Below are 19,712 nucleotides of genomic sequence, written 5' to 3'. Positions count from 1 at the left end.
ATTACTGCCCGCCATCCTGCCACAAGTCGCCACCGACCATATTCGACGGCGCCTTCAATCCGAAATGCTGGTAAGTCAGCATGGTGGCCACACGTCCGCGCGGGGTGCGCATCAAATAACCTTGCTGGATCAGGTAAGGTTCAAGCACATCTTCTATGGTATCGCGCTCTTCGCCAATCGCTGCTGCCAGGTTATCCAGGCCGACCGGGCCGCCACTAAATTTTTCAACCACGGCTTGCAATAGCTTGCGGTCCATCACATCCAGGCCTTGCTGGTCAACATCCAGCATTTTCAGTGCGGCATCGGCAATGATATCCGTCACCACGCCATCAGATTTCACCTGCGCATAATCGCGCACGCGGCGCAGCAAACGGTTGGCAATACGTGGCGTGCCACGTGCCCGGCGTGCAATTTCAAACGCACCTGCCTGCTGCATGTCCACTTCCAGCAACGTGGCCGAACGCGCCACGATACTCGCCAGTTCGTCATGGCTGTAAAATTCCAGGCGGGCGACAATACCAAAGCGGTCACGCAATGGGTTGGTCAGCATACCGGCACGGGTGGTCGCACCCACCAGCGTGAATGGCGGCAAATCGAGGCGCACACTACGGGCAGCAGGACCTTCGCCTATCATGATATCCAGCCGATAATCTTCCATCGCCGGGTACAGAATCTCTTCCACCACCGGACTTAAACGGTGAATTTCATCGATAAACAGGACATCATTAGGTTCGAGATTAGTCAGCAGCGCCGCCAGGTCACCAGCGCGTTCCAGCACCGGACCGGAAGTCATACGCAGGTTGACGCCCATTTCCTTGGCGATAATATGCGCTAATGTGGTTTTCCCGAGGCCAGGCGGGCCGAACAATAGCACATGGTCCAGCGCCTCTTGTCTTCCACGGGCGGCGTTGATGAAAATTTCGAGTTGGCCACGGGCCTTTTCCTGCCCGACATATTCATCCAGCAGCTTGGGGCGCAGGGCACGCTCCAGCGCTTCTTCCTGAACGCTGGCAGTAGCGGGAGCAACAAGTCGATCGGTTTCTATCATGGGTGGCTGGTGAGAAAGTGCAGTGCAAACCAATCAGTGCAAGGCTTCATTGCTGCTTATGGGAGAAGTTATTTTTTGTCATCATATCATGGGTGTCAGGCAATGGCACGCCACCGCAGATGCCCACCGCAATTATTTGGACAGGTACTTCAAGGCCTGGCGGATGCCATCACTGACACCTACGCCGGGTTCCAGCAACTTGATCGTCGCGGCGGCTTCACGCTCGTTGTAGCCGAGTGCCACCAGTGCATTAAGAATATCATCCGTCGCGGCTTTCGCTGCTGGCTGGGCCGACATGGAACCGGTCACGACGAACTTATCTTTCAGCTCCAGCAACAAGCGCTCTGCAGTTTTTTTGCCGATGCCGGGAATGCGCGTCAGCAGGGAGACTTCCTGCTGACTGACTGCCAGCATCAGGTCATTGACGCTGACGCCACTCAGGATAGACAAGGCAGATTTGGCGCCTATGCCATTCACCTTCAGCAATTGCCTGAACGTATTTTTTTCCTGCTCGCTGCCAAACCCATATAACAACTGCGCATCTTCGCGCACCACCATATGTGTCAGCAATTGCACCGGTTGGCCAGTCTCTGGCAGGTTGTAAAACGTGCTCATGGGCACTTCTACTTCGTAACCGACGCCATTGCAGTCAATCACAATCAGTGGCGGGGATTTTTCCAGCAAACGACCATTCAAACGCGCAATCATATCAATCTTCCATTTCTTACCCTGAAGCCGGTGGTTGCCAACGCGCCCAGGCCTTGCCCGCCATGCGCATGGCAAATGGCACACGCCAGCGCATCGGCAGAATCCGGGCTGGGGTTAGCGGGCAGTTTCAACAAGCGCTTGACCATTTCCTGCACCTGCTCCTTTTGCGCATGACCGTTACCCACAACGGATTGCTTGACCTGCAAGGCAGTATATTCGGCAACGGATAACTGTTTGATTACGGCCGCTGAAATGGCGGCCCCCCTGGCCTGCCCCAGCAACAATGTGGATTGCGGGTTTACGTTGACGAACACTTTTTCAATCGCGACTTGTGTCGGCTGGTAAGTTTCAATGACTTCAAACAAGCCATCCAGAATGACTTTCAGGCGCTCGGGCAGCGCCTCTTTTTCCGACTCGCCATCTGCACTTTTTTTTGCCGCGGCTGTTTTAATCACGCCGCTGGTGACATAGCCAAGTTTGCCATCAACCGCCTCAATAATACCGAAGCCCGTGACTCTTAAACCTGGGTCTATGCCTAAAATGCGCTGTGCCGCCATGATGTGTAACCAGCCGGAATCTAGTTTTCTTCGATCACGGCCGAGGTATACACTTCCTGTACATCATCCAGGTCTTCCAGCATATCGAGGATTTTCTGCATTTTGACTGCATCATCGCCGGTAAATACCACTTCGTTCAGTGCTTTCATGGTCACTTGTGCCATCACGGCTTTCAGGCCAGCGGCTTCCAGTGCTTCTTTCACCGTGACAAAGTCGTTAGGCGCGGTAATCACTTCGATACTGCCGTCTTCATCCGTTATCACGTCTTCTGCCCCGGCTTCAAGGGCGGCTTCCATCACGGCATCTTCCGATACGCCTGGTTCAAATACCAGTTGGCCACAGTGCTTGAACATAAACGCCACACTGCCATCGGTGCCCAGATTGCCACCGTGCTTGGTCAATGCATGGCGTACATCCATCACCGCACGCTGGCGGTTATCGGTCAGGCAATCAATGATAATGGCCGCGCCATTAATGCCATAACCTTCATAGCGGATTTCCTCGTAACTCACACCCTCCAGTTCACCCGTGCCTTTTTTAATCGCACGCGTGATATTGTCTGAAGGCATGTTCTCTTCTTTGGCGGCGGCAATTGCGGCACGCAGACGCGGGTTCATGTCAGGATCACCACCACTCAACCTGGCCGAAACTGTAATTTCCTTAATCAGCTTGGTGAAAATCTTGCCGCGTTTGGCATCCTGACGGCCTTTTCGGTGCTGGATATTGGCCCATTTACTATGTCCCGCCATGTGGTTTCCTTGTGTCTCTTCTTGCAACGTTGTTGAATATGGTGAATCGCGCAATTTTACCACAGGCGGACTAGCCCTTTACCAGCCGGCCAGAGATGTTCATCAAACAAAACAGCCTGACATCGTCAGGCTGTTTTCACTATTTTCCGGGCGGCGAAAGTGTTACCGGCTTACTGGGTGGCCGCATCATCAGTATGGAAATCAGTGCCAGTGAAAAGATAATCAGCGACATGCCGGTAATCTCCATCTTGTCGGGCACTTCATTTAACTGTATCCATGCGGCAAAGACGCCAAGCACCGGTGCCAGCATGGAACCCATACTGGCCACGCCTGCCGGCAACCGTTGCAGGGCAAATATCCACAGCAACCAGGCCAATGCGCCGCACAACACCACATTGAAAAAGACGGCGCCGATCAGGTACGGTGCCCACTGTATCGCTGGCGCAGGCACCAGCCAGGCAATCAGTACCATGGGCAACGAACCCAGCAACATCGGCCATGCCGTCAGGTTCATTAAATCCAGTCCGGGATAGCGCCGTTGCACTTGCTTGGTCATGATGGCCGACAATGCCCACGAAATACCGGACAATACGGCCAGCAGCATACTGAAAGCATCGGCCCGGATATGCAACGGATCAAAAATAAACACCATTCCCAGCACGGCAGAAAGGACTGCCAGCCATTGCCAGCCATGCACGCGCTCACCCAGCAACGGCCACGCCAGCAACAAGGTCCAGAAAGGCATGGTGTAAGTGAGCACAGCCGTTTTACCCGCACCCCCTTCGACCAGCGCCCACATCAGCACGCCGGTAAACCCGACATTCTGCAACAGGCCCAGCACCAGCATGGTAGGAAACGCAATCAGTTTCATTGATCGCCGCGTCACATACAGCACCAGAAACAACACCAGCGCACCAAAAAAAGTGCGCATGGCGGCAAACTGGAACGGGCCGACATAATCCAGCGCGCTCTTCATCACCACCCAGTTGTACCCCCAGATAACAGCGAGTACCAACAGCGCAGTGAGTGCCTGAGAACGTTGTTTAACCAGTTGATCCATAAAGTATCCGTTTCATTAATTCCAGATATGCGTCACTGCCAGCCACTGGCCATCTGCCTGTTTCTGGAAAACGACCTGTACATTGCCGCCAAACTGTTGTTTGACGCCATCCTCACCGATCATGGCAGCTGCCCAGTTGCCAGTTTGGGTGGCAAGGGTATCAGTCACAATGGCGTCTTTCATGGTCAGGTTGTGCTCAATCACACCGGCCTGGATCAAGCCGCCGAAAAAATCGGCGATTGCCTGGCGGCCTTTTACCGGCTGCCCTGCCGGCGCAGGCATCACGGTGGCATTATCAGCGTACAAGGCAGCGATCGCTGCTGTATTCTTGCTGTTGAAAGCAGCATCAAACTGTTGATTCAATGCGGTCAAAGTGGTGACTGTAGTCATGGCAATACTCCTTTATCAAAGGTTCAAAATACAAAAATTACTGATGAAAATCCCAGGCAGACAACCCGCGGTCTATCACGCCCAAAATACTTTGCAAATCGCTACGCTGACGCTCTGACAGCCCTTGCATGCATAAACGCAAACGGCTGTAGTAATCCGGCATCACGGCATCCAGCTTGGCCTGGCCGGCTGCTGTCAATTTAATCTGCACGCTGCGCCTGTCCTGTGGGACAGATTCACGTTGCACCAGCCCCCCCTGCTCCAGGCCATCCAGCAAACCGGTCATGGTAGCGCGCGTCACGCCCAACTTTTCTGCCAGCACAGAAGGCTGCGAAGTTAAATCCTGCTCGCGCATGAGTAAAATCAGCACCCACCAGCGCCCCTGCAGCAAATCATGCTTGCTCAGGCAGGCATCCAGCGCCATGGACAAATCCGTTGCCACGCGCAGCAACATGAGGAAACTGGCAATCGCCGTCACATCCGCTTCCGGATACCGCTGCGCAAACCGCTGCAATATTTCTTCTGTAGGGAGGTCGCTGAGTTGTAACATAGTTAGCCACATTATAATTAGTTTCCTAATTATGTCAAGTGCAATGAATGGTTTTGCTCGTCCCTACATCGGTGTATATTAGTTATCCGTGATGATGAAAGGAGGAAGCGATGAAGACTCTTCAACAAGTACTCAATCAGAAAACACACCAGGGGATTATCAGCATTGCCCCCAACCGTCCCGTATATGACGCCCTGGTCATCCTGGCCGAATACAAGATAGGCGCCCTGGCAGTGATCAGGGATGGCGTACTGGTAGGTATTTTTTCCGAACGTGACTACGCACGGGAAATTGTCTTGAAAGGACGCTCATCCAAAACCACCCGGATCAGCGAGGTCATGACAGAAAAAGTCATCACCGGCAAACCGGATGAACTGGTGGAATCTGCCATGTCCACCATGCTGGAAAAGCGCTTCCGCCACTTGCCTGTGGTAGATAACGGCAAAATGCTCGGCATGCTGTCTATCGGCGATATATTGAAAGAAACTATCAGTTACCAGCAAGAACTGATCAAGCAACTGGAAAACTATATCCACAGCTAACGCTCGTCCGCCGGGAAAGCATTAGACACCGGCTCACCATGATAGGAAGCACCGGCCAATGAGCCAGCTTCCCTGCCCCTGCGTTAGCGCAGTCACGGTGAGCCCATCAGCTGCTTATTCACCAATAATCTTGACCAGTACGCGCTTGTTGCGGCGACCATCAAACTCGCCGTAGAAAATCTGCTCCCACGGGCCAAAGTCCAATTGACCGCCCGTAATGGCAACCACCACTTCTCGGCCCATGATCTGGCGCTTGATATGCGCATCAGCATTGTCTTCACCCGTATCATTATGACGATAGCCGCTGACAGGCTCATGCGGCGCCAGCCTCTCCAGCCAGACTTTGTAGTCGTGATGCAGGCCACGCTCGTCATCATTAATAAACACGCTGGCGGAAATATGCATGGCATTGATCAATACCAGGCCTTCCCTGACACCGCTCTCCCGCACACACGCCACCACATCGGGAGTGATGTTCTTGAAGTCCATGCGTGCCGGGATATTGAACCACAACTCTTTGCGAAAACTTTTCATTTTAATTCCTCACTTCTCAAGTGGAAATTATTTTAACACTGCGACAGAAAACCGGATGCCCATAAAGCACAAGGACCTGATTAAAGGCCCTTTTGAACATCAATCACACACCCTCATCATATCAACTGGATACGTCCACACTGTGCGTAAAGCGCTTGCCTTCGTTATCCGTCGCCACCACTTCCAGCTTGCCAGGGGCATCCGGAATAAAGCTGAATTTCATGTAAGGATCTTCACTCGTCCCCACACCCACGTCAACGGTCATCAACTCCTTGCCATTGTAGGTGAAAGTGGTTTTATTGATGTAAAACGCCGGCACATAGCCCTGTGACACCAGATCGCGTTGCAAACCGGTACGCATCACGTGCTTGATATTAAATGTCACTGTCGCTGGCTGGCCCATGTCAGGGGCCGCCACATTCATTTTAATTTTTCCGGCAGCAGCGCGCACTTCGGCTTCATTATTATCAACGGTTCCGCCGCAACCACCCGCCGCGCGGATTTCACGTTTGGCCATGTACAACTTGCCATCGGCAGTTTCGCCAATCAAGCGCACAAAAGAATCTGTTTCCTGGCGGATCCTGGTGGCCATCTGGAAGCCATTTAACTGGTCGGTTAAATGATAGGTGGAAGCCAGTTGAATCGGGTTGGCATCGACAATAACATATAGCTTCTTGATCACCACGCCATTGGCCGCAGCTTTGTCATAAGTCAATGTCACCGGCACTTGTGCACCGCTCTCGGCACGGCGCGGCGCGTCGATTTTAAGAAAATCCACTTCCTGGATATCGCGTTTGGGGAAGAAGGCCTCTTTCACCACCGCCCACAGTTTTGGGTCTGCCTCTGCCTGCGCCAGCGTCGCCAGGCTCAACGCACAGATTCCCATCAGTATTACGCATAGTTTTTTCATTGCTGACCCCACATTCCGTTTTGTCGTTATGTTCACTTAATTTGCATGAAAAACATTTTCTAATGAAAACTCAATCCCAATATGTGATGCCAATCACAAACCGGTAAAACTATACCTGCTTGCTGGGATCACCTGAAGGCCGCATTTCATAATTCGGGTCGGCATATTCAGAGAAATTCAACTCCACACCATTACCAGCCGGGTCACGCATATTAATCTGCCGGATACCGTTTGCAAGGATACGCGTGGTATAAGTGATGCCTTGGGCTTGCAAATGGGCTTCCATTGCAGGCATGTCATTGCAGTTGAATGACACATGATCATAAGTACCATGCACATGCAATTGCGGTGGCTCTGCGGTTTTATACTCAGCCAGGTGCACCACTGCCTGCTTGCCGATATATAACCAGTAGCCATAGGTAGTGCTCGCCACACGTTTACCCACCGTTAAACCCAGCACATCACAATAAAAGTCACGCAACAGGTGCATAGTGTCACGATCAGTACGAAAATTGACGTGATCAATTCCAGTTAAAGGCATGATTTCCCAATCATTGAAATATTAAGCGCTGCGTCATCTATATGGGGTGGGCAGCTGAACCACACAATGCTAAACAGGCAATATAGTACAAAATTTAATGCCCCTCAAATTGACACAGGGCAAATCCCCGAATGCCCGCAGACTGCAATCGCTGCATCCCGCCCAGATCAGGCAAGTCAACAATAAATGTAGCGTGCGCCAGCAAGCCACCCAACTGGCGAACCAACGCAACAGCCGCCATGGCCGTGCCGCCAGTCGCAATCAGGTCATCGACCAGCAACACCCGCTCGCCAGGCTGGATCGCATCTTTGTGCAACTCCAGCGCATCCATGCCATATTCCAGTGTATAAGATTGTGAGATCGTTGCCGCCGGTAACTTGCCTGGCTTGCGTGCCGGCACAAAACCCGCCCCCAATTGAATAGCCAGCGCTGCTCCGACAATGAATCCGCGCGATTCAATCGCCAGCACCTTATCAAAAGCATGACTGGTATAGTGCAGACTCAAAGCATCAATCGCCGCAGCAAACCCCTGCCTGTCCTGTAACAAGGTCGTGATATCCCGGAACTGGACACCAGGCTTGGGATAATCCGGAATCGTGCGGATCAATGCCTCAATCATATTAATCCTTAAAAAAAGCGATGTTGACAATAAAAAACGCGCCCATGACGGACGCGTTCTAAATTAAAGCGCAGCTTGCTTAGTTAACCCTGCAAGCACGTCCATATCAACCCGCAGCAGCGTTTTGCTGGCGCACGCGGATATGCAATTCACGCAGCTGTTTCTCGTCCACCTCGTTTGGTGCATTGGTCATCAGGCATTGCGCGCGCTGGGTTTTCGGGAAAGCAATCACGTCACGGATAGACTCGGCACCAGTCATTAATGTCACCAGTCGATCCAGGCCGAAAGCCAGGCCGCCGTGCGGAGGCGCGCCGTATTGCAGGGCATCCAGCAGGAAGCCGAATTTCTCCTGCGCTTCTTCCTTGCTGATTTTCAGTGCATCGAATACTTTGGATTGCACATCCTGTTTGTGGATACGGACTGAACCGCCACCGACTTCCCAGCCGTTCAGTACCATGTCGTAGGCTTTGGACAGACAGGCACCGGGATTGCTGACCAGCAGATCTTCGTGGCCATCTTTAGGTGAAGTGAACGGATGATGCAACGCCACCCAGCGATCTGCTTCCTCATCGTGTTCGAACATCGGGAAATCCACCACCCACAATGGCGCCCACTGGCGGCCATCGACATGGCCTTTTTCGTGGCCAACTTTGGTACGCAACGCGCCCAACGCTTCATTGACGATTTTGGCTTTATCGGCACCGAAGAACACGATATCGCCGTTTTGCGCACCAGTGCGCTCGATAATCGCTTGTAGTGCACTGACGTGAATATTCTTCACAATCGGGCTTTGCAGGCCTTCTTCGTTGAGTTTGGTGATATCGTTGATCTTGATATAAGCCAGGCCCTTGGCACCGTAGATTTTGACAAATTCGGTATAAGCATCAATTTCGGAACGGCTGATCGCAGCGCCATTAGGCACACGGATCGCAGCCACACGGCCACCGGCCATATTGGCAGCACCGGCAAACACTTTAAAATCGACATCTTTCATCACGTCACTCAGTTCAGTGATTTCGAGCGTCACGCGCATGTCCGGCTTATCTGAACCGTAACGGTTCATCGCTTCAGAGAAAGGCATGCGTGGGAATTTGGCTGGCAAATCGACATCTTGCAGCTTTTTCAACATGCGACGGATCATCTCTTCGACGATATCCATGATTTCGTTTTCTTCCAGGAACGATGTTTCGATATCGACCTGGGTGAATTCCGGCTGGCGGTCCGCGCGCAAATCTTCGTCACGGAAGCATTTGGTGATCTGGAAGTAACGGTCAAAACCGGACACCATCAGCAATTGTTTGAATAACTGCGGAGATTGTGGCAGCGCAAAGAACATGCCGTGGTGTACGCGGGATGGCACCAGGTAGTCACGCGCACCTTCAGGCGTCGAACGTGTCAGCATCGGTGTTTCCACTTCGATAAAACCGTTGTCATCCAGGTAATCACGCAGGTTTTTCGCAACCTTGTAGCGCAGCATCAGGTTTTTCTGCATGGCCGGACGGCGCAGGTCGATATAACGGTGCTCCAGGCGCACGGTCTCGGTCAGGTTATCGTCATCCAGCATAAATGGCGGTGTCAAAGAAGCGTTCAGCACTTCAATCTCGGTCGCCAGCATCTCGACTTCGCCGGTAGGCAGGTTAGCGTTGACGGTACCTTCAGGACGGGCACGTACTTTACAGACCACGCGCAAGACAAACTCGCTACGCACGGTTTCAGCAATGGCAAATGCGTCTTTGGTATCCGGGTCAATCACGATCTGTGCCAAGCCTTCGCGATCACGCAAATCAATGAAAATCACGCCCCCGTGGTCGCGACGACGGTGGGCCCAGCCACACAGTGTCACGGTTTGTCCGATATGTTCGCGGTTCAGGTGACCGCAATAATGTGTACGCATCATAATAATTTTATAAAGTTAGAAGGTGTGTTGCGGTTAATGGTGTTTAGGCAAGGGCGCCACTGTACCCATGCTGATGATGTATTTCAAGGCCTGATCCACACTCATGTCGAGCTCAATCACATCCGCCTTTGGCAGCATCAGGAAAAAGCCGGAAGTTGGATTGGGTGTAGTAGGGACATACACGCTTACATATTCCCCCGGCAGATGATTGGCCACATCGCCACCAGGCGTGCCGGTCAGGAAAGCGATGGTCCAGCTTCCCTCACGCGGATACTGGATAAGCAATGCCTGGCGGAAAGCGTTACCGGAATCTGAAAACAAGGTGTCAGACACCTGCTTGACGCTGGAATAAATGGACTTCACGACTGGTACACGTACCAGCAGCCCTTCCCATAACTCAATCAGTTGCTGACCGAAGATATTGGTCGCCACCAGGCCGGTTGCCAGCACGATGCCCACCGTCAGGATCACGCCAAATCCTGGGATATCAACCCCCAGCCAGGCTTCAGGACGCCAGGAAACCGGCAATAACAACAGGCTCTGGTCCAGCGTCTGCACCAGCGTTTTGAGAACCCATACCGTAATGAACAACGGCACCAGTACAAGTAAACCTGTAATGAAATATTTTTTCATGAGGATGCTTTCGCAGTTAGTGACAGGCGCATCCCGGTACGCACTTGGCACTATCCGCCGCATTCGCACTGGCGGATTCAGTGACCTTGCCACTACCGGAATTGTGATTGTTTTTGAAATCCGTCGCGTACCAGCCACTGCCAGTCAGCTGGAAATTTGGCGCAGACACCTTTTTAGTAAAGGTCTGTTGCTGGCATTGCGGACACCCCTCCACATTCGGGGCGGACACTTTGCGCATCAGCTCTTGCTGATAACCACATTCGCTACATTGAAAATCGTAGATAGGCATATATTCATGCGACCCAGGGGACAACTGGCTGAAATTAATGAATAGCGCAAATTATACCTGATTCGCACTGAAAAGCATTAAAACGGCTGCGATGTATTTGAATTAAAAAGACTTTAAGGTCAAACAGCGGACACGCCCCGGCAAGAAAAACTGCCGTTATTTCCGACCTGACCAGCCGCGATTTGAATGCCAGGCCGCGCTCACCATCCAGCACCAGAAACGATCTGGCGTTTAACTTACAACTCCGCTTCGTAAACCGCCTGGTCCAACAGCGACTCAATGCCACTGGCATCTGCTCCCAGCTTGAACAGCCAGGTGGTATAAGGATGATCATTCACTTTTTCCGGCGAAGACAAAGCTTCTTCGTTCACGACCTGCACCACACCACTCAGCGGCGCATAAATATCAGAACCGGTTTTCACAGACTCTATCAGGCCACACACTGTAAACTGCTCGACAGCCTGCCCCACTTTGGGCGGATCGATAAATACCACATCCCCCAGCATATTTTGGGCGTAATCAGTAATCCCGACCAGCCAGGTGCCATCTCCTGATTGCGCGGCCCATGTATGGTCTTTGGAAAAGAAGTATTTCACACCAGTTAACATCGCATTTAAAAAACAGAATTGTAGTAGATAATGATTGTGCCATAGTCTGTGTGCCCCACCAAAACTTATTGAACGGCCACTTGCATCGACTAGCACTTGTAAATATTTAATTTTTTACACTAAAAAATTGCGATAAGTGATTGACGATGAATAATAACTGGGCAATAATTAATCAGGTTTCAGGAAGGTGGATTATGAGTTTTTTCACACAGTGTTTTAAAGTTTTACTGATGAGTTCCATCGCTTTTGCACCGATGAGTCAGGCGGTTGCAAAATCCCCTTCCAAGAAACAGACGGCCTCCGCCAGCACGCAGAAAAAATCCGGTACGTCCGCTGCGTCCAAATATCGCGTTAACGCCAGCAAAACCAAATCGATGCGCACGGTCAAAATGCATGCGCCTGCCAGAAAAGCCGGCAAGGCGGTGATCGATGCCGAAATGTTTGATTCATTCGCCGGGAAATCCAGTAACAGCAACCTGGCAATCGCTTCAACCAAAGCACTGGTCATGAACCAGAACACGCACGAAATCATCTACTCCAAGAACCTGGATACGCCCACGCCTATCGCTTCGGTAACCAAGCTCATGACTGCCATGGTCGTGCTGGATGCAAAACTCAACCTGAATGATGAAGTTTCTATCACCGAAATGGATGTCGACTACCTGAAAGGTACGTCCTCACGCCTGCCCGTGGGCACTACCATGACACGTGAAGATATGCTGAACCTGGCATTAATCGCCTCTGAGAATCGCGCTGCCTCAGCCCTGGCCACAAACTATCCTGGTGGCAAAACACGCTTCATTCAGGACATGAACGCCAAGGCTGCCAGCCTGGGCATGATGAATACCCATTTCGAAGATTCCACCGGCCTGACCAGCAACAACGTTTCCACCGCCATGGACCTGGCAAAAATGGTACATGCCGCTTACCAGTATCCGCTGATTCGCCAAATCACAACCACGTCTGACTATGATTTGAATGTAGGCAGCAGACGCCAGCCCCTGCACTTCCACAACACCAATGCGCTGGTGCGCGAAAGCAGCAACAGCAGTTGGGAAATCGGCCTGTCCAAAACCGGTTATATCAGTGAGGCAGGACGCTGCCTGGTCATGCAGGCGACAATTGCCGGTGAGCCATTGATTATGGTATTGCTGGACTCGGTCGGCAAACTGACCCGTATCGGCGATGCCAGGCGCATCAAAAAATGGATGGAGCACAATTACACGCCCCTCACCACTTCCCAAAATGGCAACGGGGACATTGTATTGACCGGTTTGTCCATGAGTAAATCACTGAACGATAACGCGAACTGACCGCGTCAGCCAGATGTAAAAAAGCCCGCGAGATTCGCGGGCTTTTTTGTTTGTATGCCAATCTGAAAACATTGTGAAGAAAAGCAATGGCGTTAGGGCTCTGCACCATCATATTCGGGATCATAACCTTCACTGGCTGCCGCTTTTTGCTTGTGCTCCTTCCATTGCCTGCGCAATTCATCCTTTTTTTCAGGGCTCAGGCTTTGGAACTGCTGATAGCGTTTGCGTGCATTTTCCCGTTCATAAGGTGTCATCCTGCTCCACTTCACGAGCTGGCGCTGAATCCGCTGCTGTTTCTGTGCATCCATCTTGGGATACTCTTTGGCAATATCGAGCATTTTTTCACGTTGCCAGGGACGCAAGGTATCCCACTCACTTTTTAAAGGTGTCAGCACCGTACGCTGCTGGGCAGTGAGCTCGGCCCAGGTGACATTGGCGGCAGGGTCTGTCGGCGACAAATCATTCTTGATCGCACCAATATCAGCCATTGCCATCAACGACGGCTGCGGATAAACATCAGCCGCACCGGCCTGTGCCGAACACACGCCGATACTGACACTCAAACAACAAACTATCCACGTCATTATCAATGAATGATTTTGCATCATTTCTCATTATTCCAAATTAATTGTCACTGCACACCGGCCTGTTCAGATGTGCTACCTATATATTCTCTGCATAGTGCCATGGCTCAAACCCGTTATCGACAAATGCCTCAACAGGTAAATCTTCTCCCAGCAGCATGGCATCATCGCTGTGCCGCGCAGACAGCATAAACATGCCGACAACCAGGAAAACAGATAAAGCTGCCACGCCTCCCATCATTCGCGGATGCCCGAATGACACCCGGGACACTATACCCGTGAAAAACGGTGACGTTTGCTTAGCCTCGGCAAACTGTTTTAGTGCTGCATGCCTGGCTTTAGTCAAACGCTCTTCAATTTCCGCAGATAACGACCGGGAATCATTTTTCAGCAATTCCACACATTCACGCAGAGGGGTAGGCAGGTCGTCTTCCGGATGACGTTGGTTCCTCATAGCTTCACTCCTCTTTTTTGCAACTTCTGATTACCGATACCCGCTTGTTCCAGCCATTGGGACAAAGTGCTGACAGCCCGCGAACAATGGGTTTTAACACTTCCCTCCGAGCATCCCATCGCGGCTGCGGTTTCGGCAACATCCAATTCCTCCCAATAACGCAGGACAAAAGCCTCGCGTTGACGCGAGGGCAACTTTTCTATCGCCTTTTCAATGATGCGCATGGTTTGTGATCGTTCGAACTGTTCGGCAGGGCCTTCTTCTCCCTCCACTTCCAGCGTTTCCAGCAGGTCGAACTCTTCGTCATCCTGCGGGCTGAACGAGGAAAACAAAGATGTCCACAAATTGCGCACTTTTTGCCGGCGCCAGTAATCACGCATGGTGTTTTGCAGAATCCGCTGGAACAGCATGGGGTATTCCGAAACCGGTTTGTTCGCGTATTTGTCTGCCAGTTTCAGCATGGCATCCTGGACAATATCCAGCGCAATATGATCATCCCGCACGGCATAGGCTGTTTGCCTGAATGCCCGCTTTTCAACCTGGCGTAGAAAATCCGATATTTCTTGCGCACTCGCCACTATAGTGCCCACTTTCCGGGATCATGAAAACTTGAATGTACCTGTCTCACTTGCTACCTATGGATTAATTGTGCGGGGGAATAAAAGAAATATGCATCGTTTATCTCCCTGTTGGGCGGAGTATATCAGTTTTAATTTTAATTACTGTTAGAATAAACCTTGATGTCGGCCAAAGATGGCTACCCACATGAAGATTTGCAAAAGCGATAGAAAAACAATCATATGCAGTCGCAACGACCTCTCACCAGACTACACTGCCTTGCAAGCGCGGAACCTGCATGATGACTGCTGTCCTCTCCACTCCATTGCCTGAAAAGTCCCCTGATATCCAGCACCTCAGGTTGTACAGCCTGTACCGGTTATCGGCTTCCGGCATGCTGCTGGGCAGCCAGCTCTGGCCGTATTTCCGGCATACCTTTGCAGAACCCTCCCAGGTTTTCTGGGCTCTTTTGCTATTTTTCCTGTATGCCCTGATGGTCAGTATCGACTTCCGGCGGCTCCAGTCCAAGAATGGTTTGCGCCTGAAAGTGCAAACCAGTGTGGATATTGTATTTATTGTCTGCATGATGCATTTCCTGCAGGACAATCAAAGCGGCATCGGCTTATTGCTGATCATTAATATCATTTTTGCCGGCCTGATCAGTGACGGCCGCTTTGCCATGTTTTATGCTGCCATTGCGACCATAGGCATCTTGCTGGAGAACACACTCCAGTTGCTCAAACAGAACCTGCTCGGCAATGAATACAATAACTACAGCAGTGCCGTATTGCTGTCGGTCAGCTGTTTTGCAACGGCCTGGCTGGCGCAGACCCTGACCACACGCATGCAACGCAGTGAAAAGCTGGCCACCGAACGTGGACAGGATATTGAGCAGTTGGCCAGGACCAACGCACTCATCACCCAGCAAATGCCCAATGGCGTACTGGTGATAGACCAGCACCAGCGCCTCAGGCATTACAACCAGCAAGCCTGCACGCTACTTGGCCTGGAAGAAGCCTACCTGCAACGGGCCGTGCATTCGCAATCGCCATTAAACACGCTGATTCCTGCCATCGCGCAATTACTGCTGACGGTGCCAGCCAATAAATTCACCTCCCAGGATGCGACAAAATTCGCCATCAACAACCGTGACCTGGGCATACGCTTTCATGCCATTTCAGAAAACATAGATAACGGCGTGGTCATCTTTATCGAAGACTGGTCACAAATCCAGACCCAGGCGCACCAGGTCAAACTGGCCGCGCTCGGCAGGCTGACTGCCAATATTGCCCACGAAATCCGCAATCCATTAAGCGCGATCAGCCATGCCACCCAGTTACTGCAGGAGGACAACCTGCAACCTGGTGCAGAGCGCATGCTGCAAATCATTTCCGACAATGTGCAGCGGCTGGACCAGATCATTAAAGATGTACTGGAATTAAACCGGCGTGACCGCACCAACCAGGAGCAATTCAGCATCAATAATTTCTTGCAAGAGTTCTATCAACAATTTTGTGCGGTAGAGAAAATTGATATCAGCAACTTTACCCTGAGCGTTCCGGCAAAACAGAGTACCGTGTTATTTGATCGCCGCCATATCAACCAGATATTATGGAATTTATGTAAAAACGGCTGGCGCCATTGCCAGCAGCAACCAGGCAGCCTGCAGTTAAAGATCACGAGTGATAAAAGTGGCCAGTTTATTCACATCCTGATCAAGGACGATGGTCATGGCATCGCCCCCAGCATTCAGCCGCACTTGTTTGAACCCTTTATGACCACGGAAAAAACTGGCACCGGCCTTGGATTATTTATTGCGCGCGAACTTGCCGAAGCCAATGGCGCAAAACTAAACTATTCCAGTTCTGCAAATGGCACCCAATTTTCACTGACAATTAAAAAGGTAATCGTTTAAATGGCAAACTCTTATCGTTGTCTGGTGGTCGATGACGAGACCGATATCCGCGAACTAGTGGTGCTGACACTGGAACGTATGGGCATACAAGCCGAGAGCGCCAGCAATGTCACGGACGCAAAACATATGCTGGACTCCTTCAGTTACGATTTATGCCTGACGGATATGCGCCTGCCGGATGGTCTGGGTCTTGAACTGGTACAGCATATCAATGCGCAATTTCCCGGTTTGCCAGTGGCGGTAATTACTGCTTACGGCAGCGCTGAAAATGCAGTTTCCGCCCTCAAGGCAGGGGCTTTTGATTACATCACCAAACCGATTTCGCTCAAGCAATTGCGCCCGCTGGTAGAGTCTGCCCTCAAGCTGTCTTCGCAAAAAGAAGTCAGCGGCATCAATACCGTGGATTTAATCGGCACCTCCCCGGCCATGAGCCATGTGCGCAACATGATCGCCAAACTGGCACGCAGCCAGGCGCCCGTCTATATCAGCGGGGAATCCGGCAGCGGGAAGGAACTGGCTGCCAGGCTGATACACCAGAACAGCTCGCGCCGGGACCAGGCATTTATTGCGGTTAACTGTGGTGCGATTCCGGAAACCCTGATGGAAAGCGAGTTTTTCGGCTATAAAAAAGGCGCCTTTACCGGCGCGATCCAGGATACCCAGGGCTTATTCCAGGCCGCTAACGGTGGTACTTTATTTCTGGACGAGGTCGCTGACCTGCCACTGGCCATGCAGGTCAAACTGTTGCGTGCGATCCAGGAGAAAAAAGTCCGGGTGGTCGGCGGCACGGCAGAAGAGGCGGTGGATGTACGCATTATTTCCGCCACCCACAAGAACCTGAATGCCATGATGGAAAAAGGTGAGTTCCGGCAGGATTTATATTACCGCCTGAACGTGATTCCCCTCAAAATGCCATCCTTGCGAGAACGGCCGGAAGATGTTCCGGAGTTGACTGAACGTTTACTCGGCAAGCTATGCCAGGGGCAAGGAATCAGCATGCCCGAGCTTGCCCCGGATGCAAAAATCCATATCCAGCAACGGCCATTCCATGGCAATGTCCGTGAGCTGGAAAACATGCTGGAGCGTGCACTTGCCCTGTGTGACGGCATCACCATTACGGCAGAAGACTTATCTGTGGATGAGCTGCCAGCCACGGTGAGCGACCAGCTTGCAGTGGCCTGGCATATTCCTGCCAGGGAGGCACCGGCCAGCGAACCGGTGGTGACGCCCACTGTGCTGACAAGCCATACTTCGGCTGCCGCGGCAACCCCGCTAGCCGCAGGCAGCACCATGCTGCCTATGGATGTCAGCCTGTCTGATTATCTTGAAGATATCGAGAAACGCACCATCTTGCAGGCGCTGGAGAAAACCAATCACAATAAGACAGCTGCCGCCAAACTCCTGGGCATCAGCTTCCGCACCTTGCGCTACCGCTTATCAAAACTGGGGTTGTCCAAAGAGCAGGAACAGGACATGGACGACATCGAGCCGGAAGAATAAAGGTTTCTTTCCGGCCCTGCAGCGCCTTATTCGGGGCTATTTAGCTCAGCACAATAGCCAGATATAGCAGGTAGAACAGGCCATTCACCAGCAACTGCCATACGCGCAAAGGACCTTTGGCAATACAGGCACGCACCCAGACTGCGGCCAGCAAGGTAATCACAATCCCCAGCGCAGTTTCCTGCCTGGGTGCCCAGTCTGTCAGCATAATGCCGATGGCCGGCAATAACGTGCCCTGAAACACCATGGCGCCGGTAATATTACCGAATGCCAGCGTATCCTTGCCTTTGCGTATCCATAAAATACTGTTCACTTTTTCCGGCAGTTCAGTCGCAATCGGGATAATCAGCAGTGACAACAGAAGTGCCGATACCCCCAGAATGGCTGCTGCCGTTTCCACTTCATTGATAAACCCTTTAGCGCCCGCAATGAGCAAGCCTAAACCCAGCACCAGTTGCAGCAGAATAGTCACCATATTGGTCGGCAACCCCAGCCTGGATAACAGCATCACATCCTCTGCCTCCGTCGCGTGCCCTTCTTCTACCAGGTTTCGGGAAGCTTTAATCGTCATCAGTACATAGATGAAATAAATCAGCACCATCAGCATGCCGATACCGTAACGTGCCCACGCTTCGGTGTGCGGAATAAACATGGCAACCGTCGCAAAGATAAAGGCCAGGATGAAGAAATTCAAATCGCGAACCAGGCCAGTACGCTCCGGACGGATATGGCCCAAATTACCGCGGCGCTTCCAGACGGATAACGCCATCAGACTGATGGAAAGTGTACCCAGCATCAGCGGCGCACCCAGGATCGCGCCTATGCCGATATCATGCCCGGCATGGCTGTCTGTACTGGAAGAGGTATAGGAAAAAATGGCCAGTAACGGCACTAGCGTCTCGGGCAGCGCCGTTCCCACCGCGGCGAAAATGGAGCCGGTCACACCTTCGGAAATACCAAGGCGCTCACCCAGATGCTCCAGCGCGTTAGTGAAGATTTCTGCCGCTGCCAGAATCAGCAGCAACATCAAGAATAACTGTAAGAAAACCATGACTGTTCCTGTCCGGCGGATATCCGTTTTCCATGCAGTTTCCGCCAAACCGGCATGGGCATCACAAACACGCTTCTGCGGGCGGAATCATAACGCAATTCAGGGAAATTCACCTACAATGTTGATATGCCACAACGATTGCCTTCCCCCATTGAAATTGACGCAGCCGGTATGGCCCACCCGTGCCAGATAATCCTTTCGCCCAATACGGATGCGCGCCCGGAGGGTACCGATATCGACATGATTGTCATTCATAACATCAGCCTGCCACCGCACCAGTTCGGCGGCCAAGGCATCATGCAATTGTTTACCAACCGGCTGGACCCGGCAGAGCACCCCTACTATGCAGAGATTGCCCACCTGAAAGTATCCTCCCATTTTTTGATCCGGCGTGACGGCGAGTTGATCCAGTTTGCCAGCTGTCACCAGCGTGCCTGGCATGCCGGTGTATCTTCATGGCAAGGACGGGAGCGATGCAATGACTTCTCCATCGGCATAGAGCTGGAAGGCTGTGACGAAAGCGCCTTCAACGACGCACAATATCTGACCCTGCAAGCGCTGATCCAGGCATTGCAACAGCGTTACCCGATCAGGCACATTGTCGGTCACTCGGATATTGCACCAGGGCGTAAAACCGACCCCGGCCCTTTTTTTGACTGGCAACGCCTCTCTTCTTCATAATCGCTGCCATTTTTATCGCCA

At 52.0% G+C, this 19,712-nt stretch carries 24 protein-coding genes; 5 read left to right on the top strand and 19 right to left on the bottom strand.

All coding sequences use genetic code 11. The features are described from left to right. Nucleotide 1: 1 nt before the first annotated feature. From ruvB to BLP53_RS07330, 7 genes are all read right to left on the bottom strand, one after another. Nucleotides 2–1,048 carry a Holliday junction branch migration DNA helicase RuvB gene (gene ruvB, locus BLP53_RS07360; protein WP_091471527.1) on the bottom strand — a complete coding sequence of 349 codons (1,047 nt, stop codon included), beginning with the start codon at nucleotides 1,046–1,048 and terminating at the stop codon, nucleotides 2–4. Between the two features lie 132 nt (nucleotides 1,049–1,180). Continuing rightward, entirely contained in the window at nucleotides 1,181–1,756 is a 576-nt protein-coding gene (gene ruvA / locus BLP53_RS07355) for a Holliday junction branch migration protein RuvA (RefSeq protein WP_091471526.1), read from the bottom strand. Further along, nucleotides 1,753–2,313 (bottom strand): crossover junction endodeoxyribonuclease RuvC, encoded by a 561-nt coding sequence (ruvC, locus tag BLP53_RS07350; protein WP_091471525.1) that lies wholly within the window; start codon nucleotides 2,311–2,313, stop codon nucleotides 1,753–1,755. The genes ruvA and ruvC overlap by 4 nt, the downstream gene beginning before the upstream one ends. A 20-nt stretch (nucleotides 2,314–2,333) precedes the next feature. After that, nucleotides 2,334–3,062: a YebC/PmpR family DNA-binding transcriptional regulator gene (locus tag BLP53_RS07345; protein ID WP_091471524.1), complete on the bottom strand. Its 729-nt coding sequence runs from the start codon at nucleotides 3,060–3,062 to the stop codon at nucleotides 2,334–2,336. Nucleotides 3,063–3,201: 139 nt separating this feature from the next. After that, nucleotides 3,202–4,122, bottom strand: a complete 921-nt coding sequence (locus BLP53_RS07340; RefSeq protein ID WP_091471523.1) for a DMT family transporter — start codon at nucleotides 4,120–4,122, stop codon at nucleotides 3,202–3,204. Nucleotides 4,123–4,137: 15 nt separating this feature from the next. Beyond that, nucleotides 4,138–4,512, bottom strand: coding sequence for a YybH family protein (locus BLP53_RS07335; protein ID WP_091471522.1), 375 nt, complete (start codon nucleotides 4,510–4,512; stop codon nucleotides 4,138–4,140). 37 nt (nucleotides 4,513–4,549) lie between these two features. After that, nucleotides 4,550–5,062 carry a MarR family winged helix-turn-helix transcriptional regulator gene (locus tag BLP53_RS07330; protein WP_091471521.1) on the bottom strand — a complete coding sequence of 171 codons (513 nt, stop codon included), beginning with the start codon at nucleotides 5,060–5,062 and terminating at the stop codon, nucleotides 4,550–4,552. A gap of 110 nt (nucleotides 5,063–5,172) precedes the next feature. On the opposite strand from BLP53_RS07330, the gene BLP53_RS07325 reads away from it, so the two are divergent. Beyond that, nucleotides 5,173–5,604: a CBS domain-containing protein gene (locus BLP53_RS07325; protein WP_091471520.1), complete on the top strand. Its 432-nt coding sequence runs from the start codon at nucleotides 5,173–5,175 to the stop codon at nucleotides 5,602–5,604. A 114-nt stretch (nucleotides 5,605–5,718) separates the two neighbouring features. On the opposite strand, the gene BLP53_RS07320 is transcribed toward BLP53_RS07325, so the two are convergent. From BLP53_RS07320 to BLP53_RS07285, 8 genes are all read right to left on the bottom strand, one after another. Then, on the bottom strand, nucleotides 5,719–6,138 hold the full coding sequence (locus tag BLP53_RS07320; protein ID WP_091471519.1) for a secondary thiamine-phosphate synthase enzyme YjbQ: 420 nt from the start codon (nucleotides 6,136–6,138) through the stop codon (nucleotides 5,719–5,721). A gap of 121 nt (nucleotides 6,139–6,259) precedes the next feature. Continuing rightward, nucleotides 6,260–7,048: a quinoprotein dehydrogenase-associated SoxYZ-like carrier gene (locus BLP53_RS07315; protein ID WP_091471518.1), complete on the bottom strand. Its 789-nt coding sequence runs from the start codon at nucleotides 7,046–7,048 to the stop codon at nucleotides 6,260–6,262. A 109-nt stretch (nucleotides 7,049–7,157) separates the two neighbouring features. Next, entirely contained in the window at nucleotides 7,158–7,589 is a 432-nt protein-coding gene (locus tag BLP53_RS07310) for a VOC family protein (RefSeq protein WP_091471517.1), read from the bottom strand. Between the two features lie 94 nt (nucleotides 7,590–7,683). Next, nucleotides 7,684–8,208, bottom strand: coding sequence for an adenine phosphoribosyltransferase (locus BLP53_RS07305; RefSeq protein ID WP_091471516.1), 525 nt, complete (start codon nucleotides 8,206–8,208; stop codon nucleotides 7,684–7,686). A gap of 106 nt (nucleotides 8,209–8,314) precedes the next feature. Beyond that, nucleotides 8,315–10,105 (bottom strand): aspartate--tRNA ligase, encoded by a 1,791-nt coding sequence (gene aspS, locus BLP53_RS07300; RefSeq protein ID WP_091471515.1) that lies wholly within the window; start codon nucleotides 10,103–10,105, stop codon nucleotides 8,315–8,317. Nucleotides 10,106–10,138: 33 nt separating this feature from the next. Then, nucleotides 10,139–10,738 (bottom strand): DUF502 domain-containing protein, encoded by a 600-nt coding sequence (locus tag BLP53_RS07295; RefSeq protein ID WP_091471514.1) that lies wholly within the window; start codon nucleotides 10,736–10,738, stop codon nucleotides 10,139–10,141. Between the two features lie 16 nt (nucleotides 10,739–10,754). After that, a complete protein-coding gene (locus BLP53_RS07290) occupies nucleotides 10,755–11,027 on the bottom strand; it encodes an FmdB family zinc ribbon protein (protein WP_091471513.1) in 273 nt (90 codons plus the stop codon). A gap of 236 nt (nucleotides 11,028–11,263) precedes the next feature. After that, complete coding sequence (locus BLP53_RS07285) at nucleotides 11,264–11,623, bottom strand: glycine cleavage system protein H (RefSeq protein ID WP_342670207.1); 360 nt, start codon at nucleotides 11,621–11,623, stop codon at nucleotides 11,264–11,266. A gap of 242 nt (nucleotides 11,624–11,865) precedes the next feature. Between BLP53_RS07285 and pbpG the strand changes: the two genes are divergently transcribed. Then, nucleotides 11,866–12,948 (top strand): D-alanyl-D-alanine endopeptidase, encoded by a 1,083-nt coding sequence (pbpG, locus tag BLP53_RS07280; RefSeq protein ID WP_091471904.1) that lies wholly within the window; start codon nucleotides 11,866–11,868, stop codon nucleotides 12,946–12,948. A 92-nt stretch (nucleotides 12,949–13,040) separates the two neighbouring features. Here the strand turns inward: pbpG and BLP53_RS07275 are convergent, their stop codons facing one another. The 3 genes from BLP53_RS07275 to BLP53_RS07265 form a co-directional block, all read right to left on the bottom strand. After that, a complete protein-coding gene (locus BLP53_RS07275; protein WP_091471903.1) occupies nucleotides 13,041–13,442 on the bottom strand; it encodes a DUF3106 domain-containing protein in 402 nt (133 codons plus the stop codon). A 169-nt stretch (nucleotides 13,443–13,611) separates the two neighbouring features. After that, a complete protein-coding gene (locus tag BLP53_RS07270) occupies nucleotides 13,612–13,986 on the bottom strand; it encodes a DUF3619 family protein (RefSeq protein ID WP_091471511.1) in 375 nt (124 codons plus the stop codon). After that, nucleotides 13,983–14,564 (bottom strand): RNA polymerase sigma factor, encoded by a 582-nt coding sequence (locus tag BLP53_RS07265; protein WP_091471510.1) that lies wholly within the window; start codon nucleotides 14,562–14,564, stop codon nucleotides 13,983–13,985. The genes BLP53_RS07270 and BLP53_RS07265 overlap by 4 nt, the downstream gene beginning before the upstream one ends. 278 nt (nucleotides 14,565–14,842) lie before the next feature. On the opposite strand from BLP53_RS07265, the gene BLP53_RS07260 reads away from it, so the two are divergent. Next, nucleotides 14,843–16,459 (top strand): two-component system sensor histidine kinase NtrB, encoded by a 1,617-nt coding sequence (locus tag BLP53_RS07260; protein ID WP_245652708.1) that lies wholly within the window; start codon nucleotides 14,843–14,845, stop codon nucleotides 16,457–16,459. Next, nucleotides 16,460–17,959 carry a sigma-54-dependent transcriptional regulator gene (locus tag BLP53_RS07255; RefSeq protein WP_091471509.1) on the top strand — a complete coding sequence of 500 codons (1,500 nt, stop codon included), beginning with the start codon at nucleotides 16,460–16,462 and terminating at the stop codon, nucleotides 17,957–17,959. Nucleotides 17,960–17,999: 40 nt separating this feature from the next. On the opposite strand, the gene BLP53_RS07250 is transcribed toward BLP53_RS07255, so the two are convergent. Beyond that, the gene (locus tag BLP53_RS07250; protein WP_091471508.1) at nucleotides 18,000–19,010 is read right to left on the bottom strand and encodes a sodium:calcium antiporter; all 1,011 of its coding nucleotides are present in this window, start codon (nucleotides 19,008–19,010) and stop codon (nucleotides 18,000–18,002) included. A 126-nt stretch (nucleotides 19,011–19,136) separates the two neighbouring features. Between BLP53_RS07250 and ampD the strand changes: the two genes are divergently transcribed. Continuing rightward, nucleotides 19,137–19,691 carry a 1,6-anhydro-N-acetylmuramyl-L-alanine amidase AmpD gene (gene ampD / locus BLP53_RS07245; protein WP_091471507.1) on the top strand — a complete coding sequence of 185 codons (555 nt, stop codon included), beginning with the start codon at nucleotides 19,137–19,139 and terminating at the stop codon, nucleotides 19,689–19,691. Nucleotides 19,692–19,712 lie beyond the last annotated feature (21 nt).

The organism is Methylophilus rhizosphaerae (assembly GCF_900100975.1).
GTDB classification, from domain to species: domain Bacteria; phylum Pseudomonadota; class Gammaproteobacteria; order Burkholderiales; family Methylophilaceae; genus Methylophilus; species Methylophilus rhizosphaerae.
The sequence above is the reverse complement of the archived record's forward strand: the minus strand, read 5'-3'. Positions and strand labels throughout refer to the sequence as shown.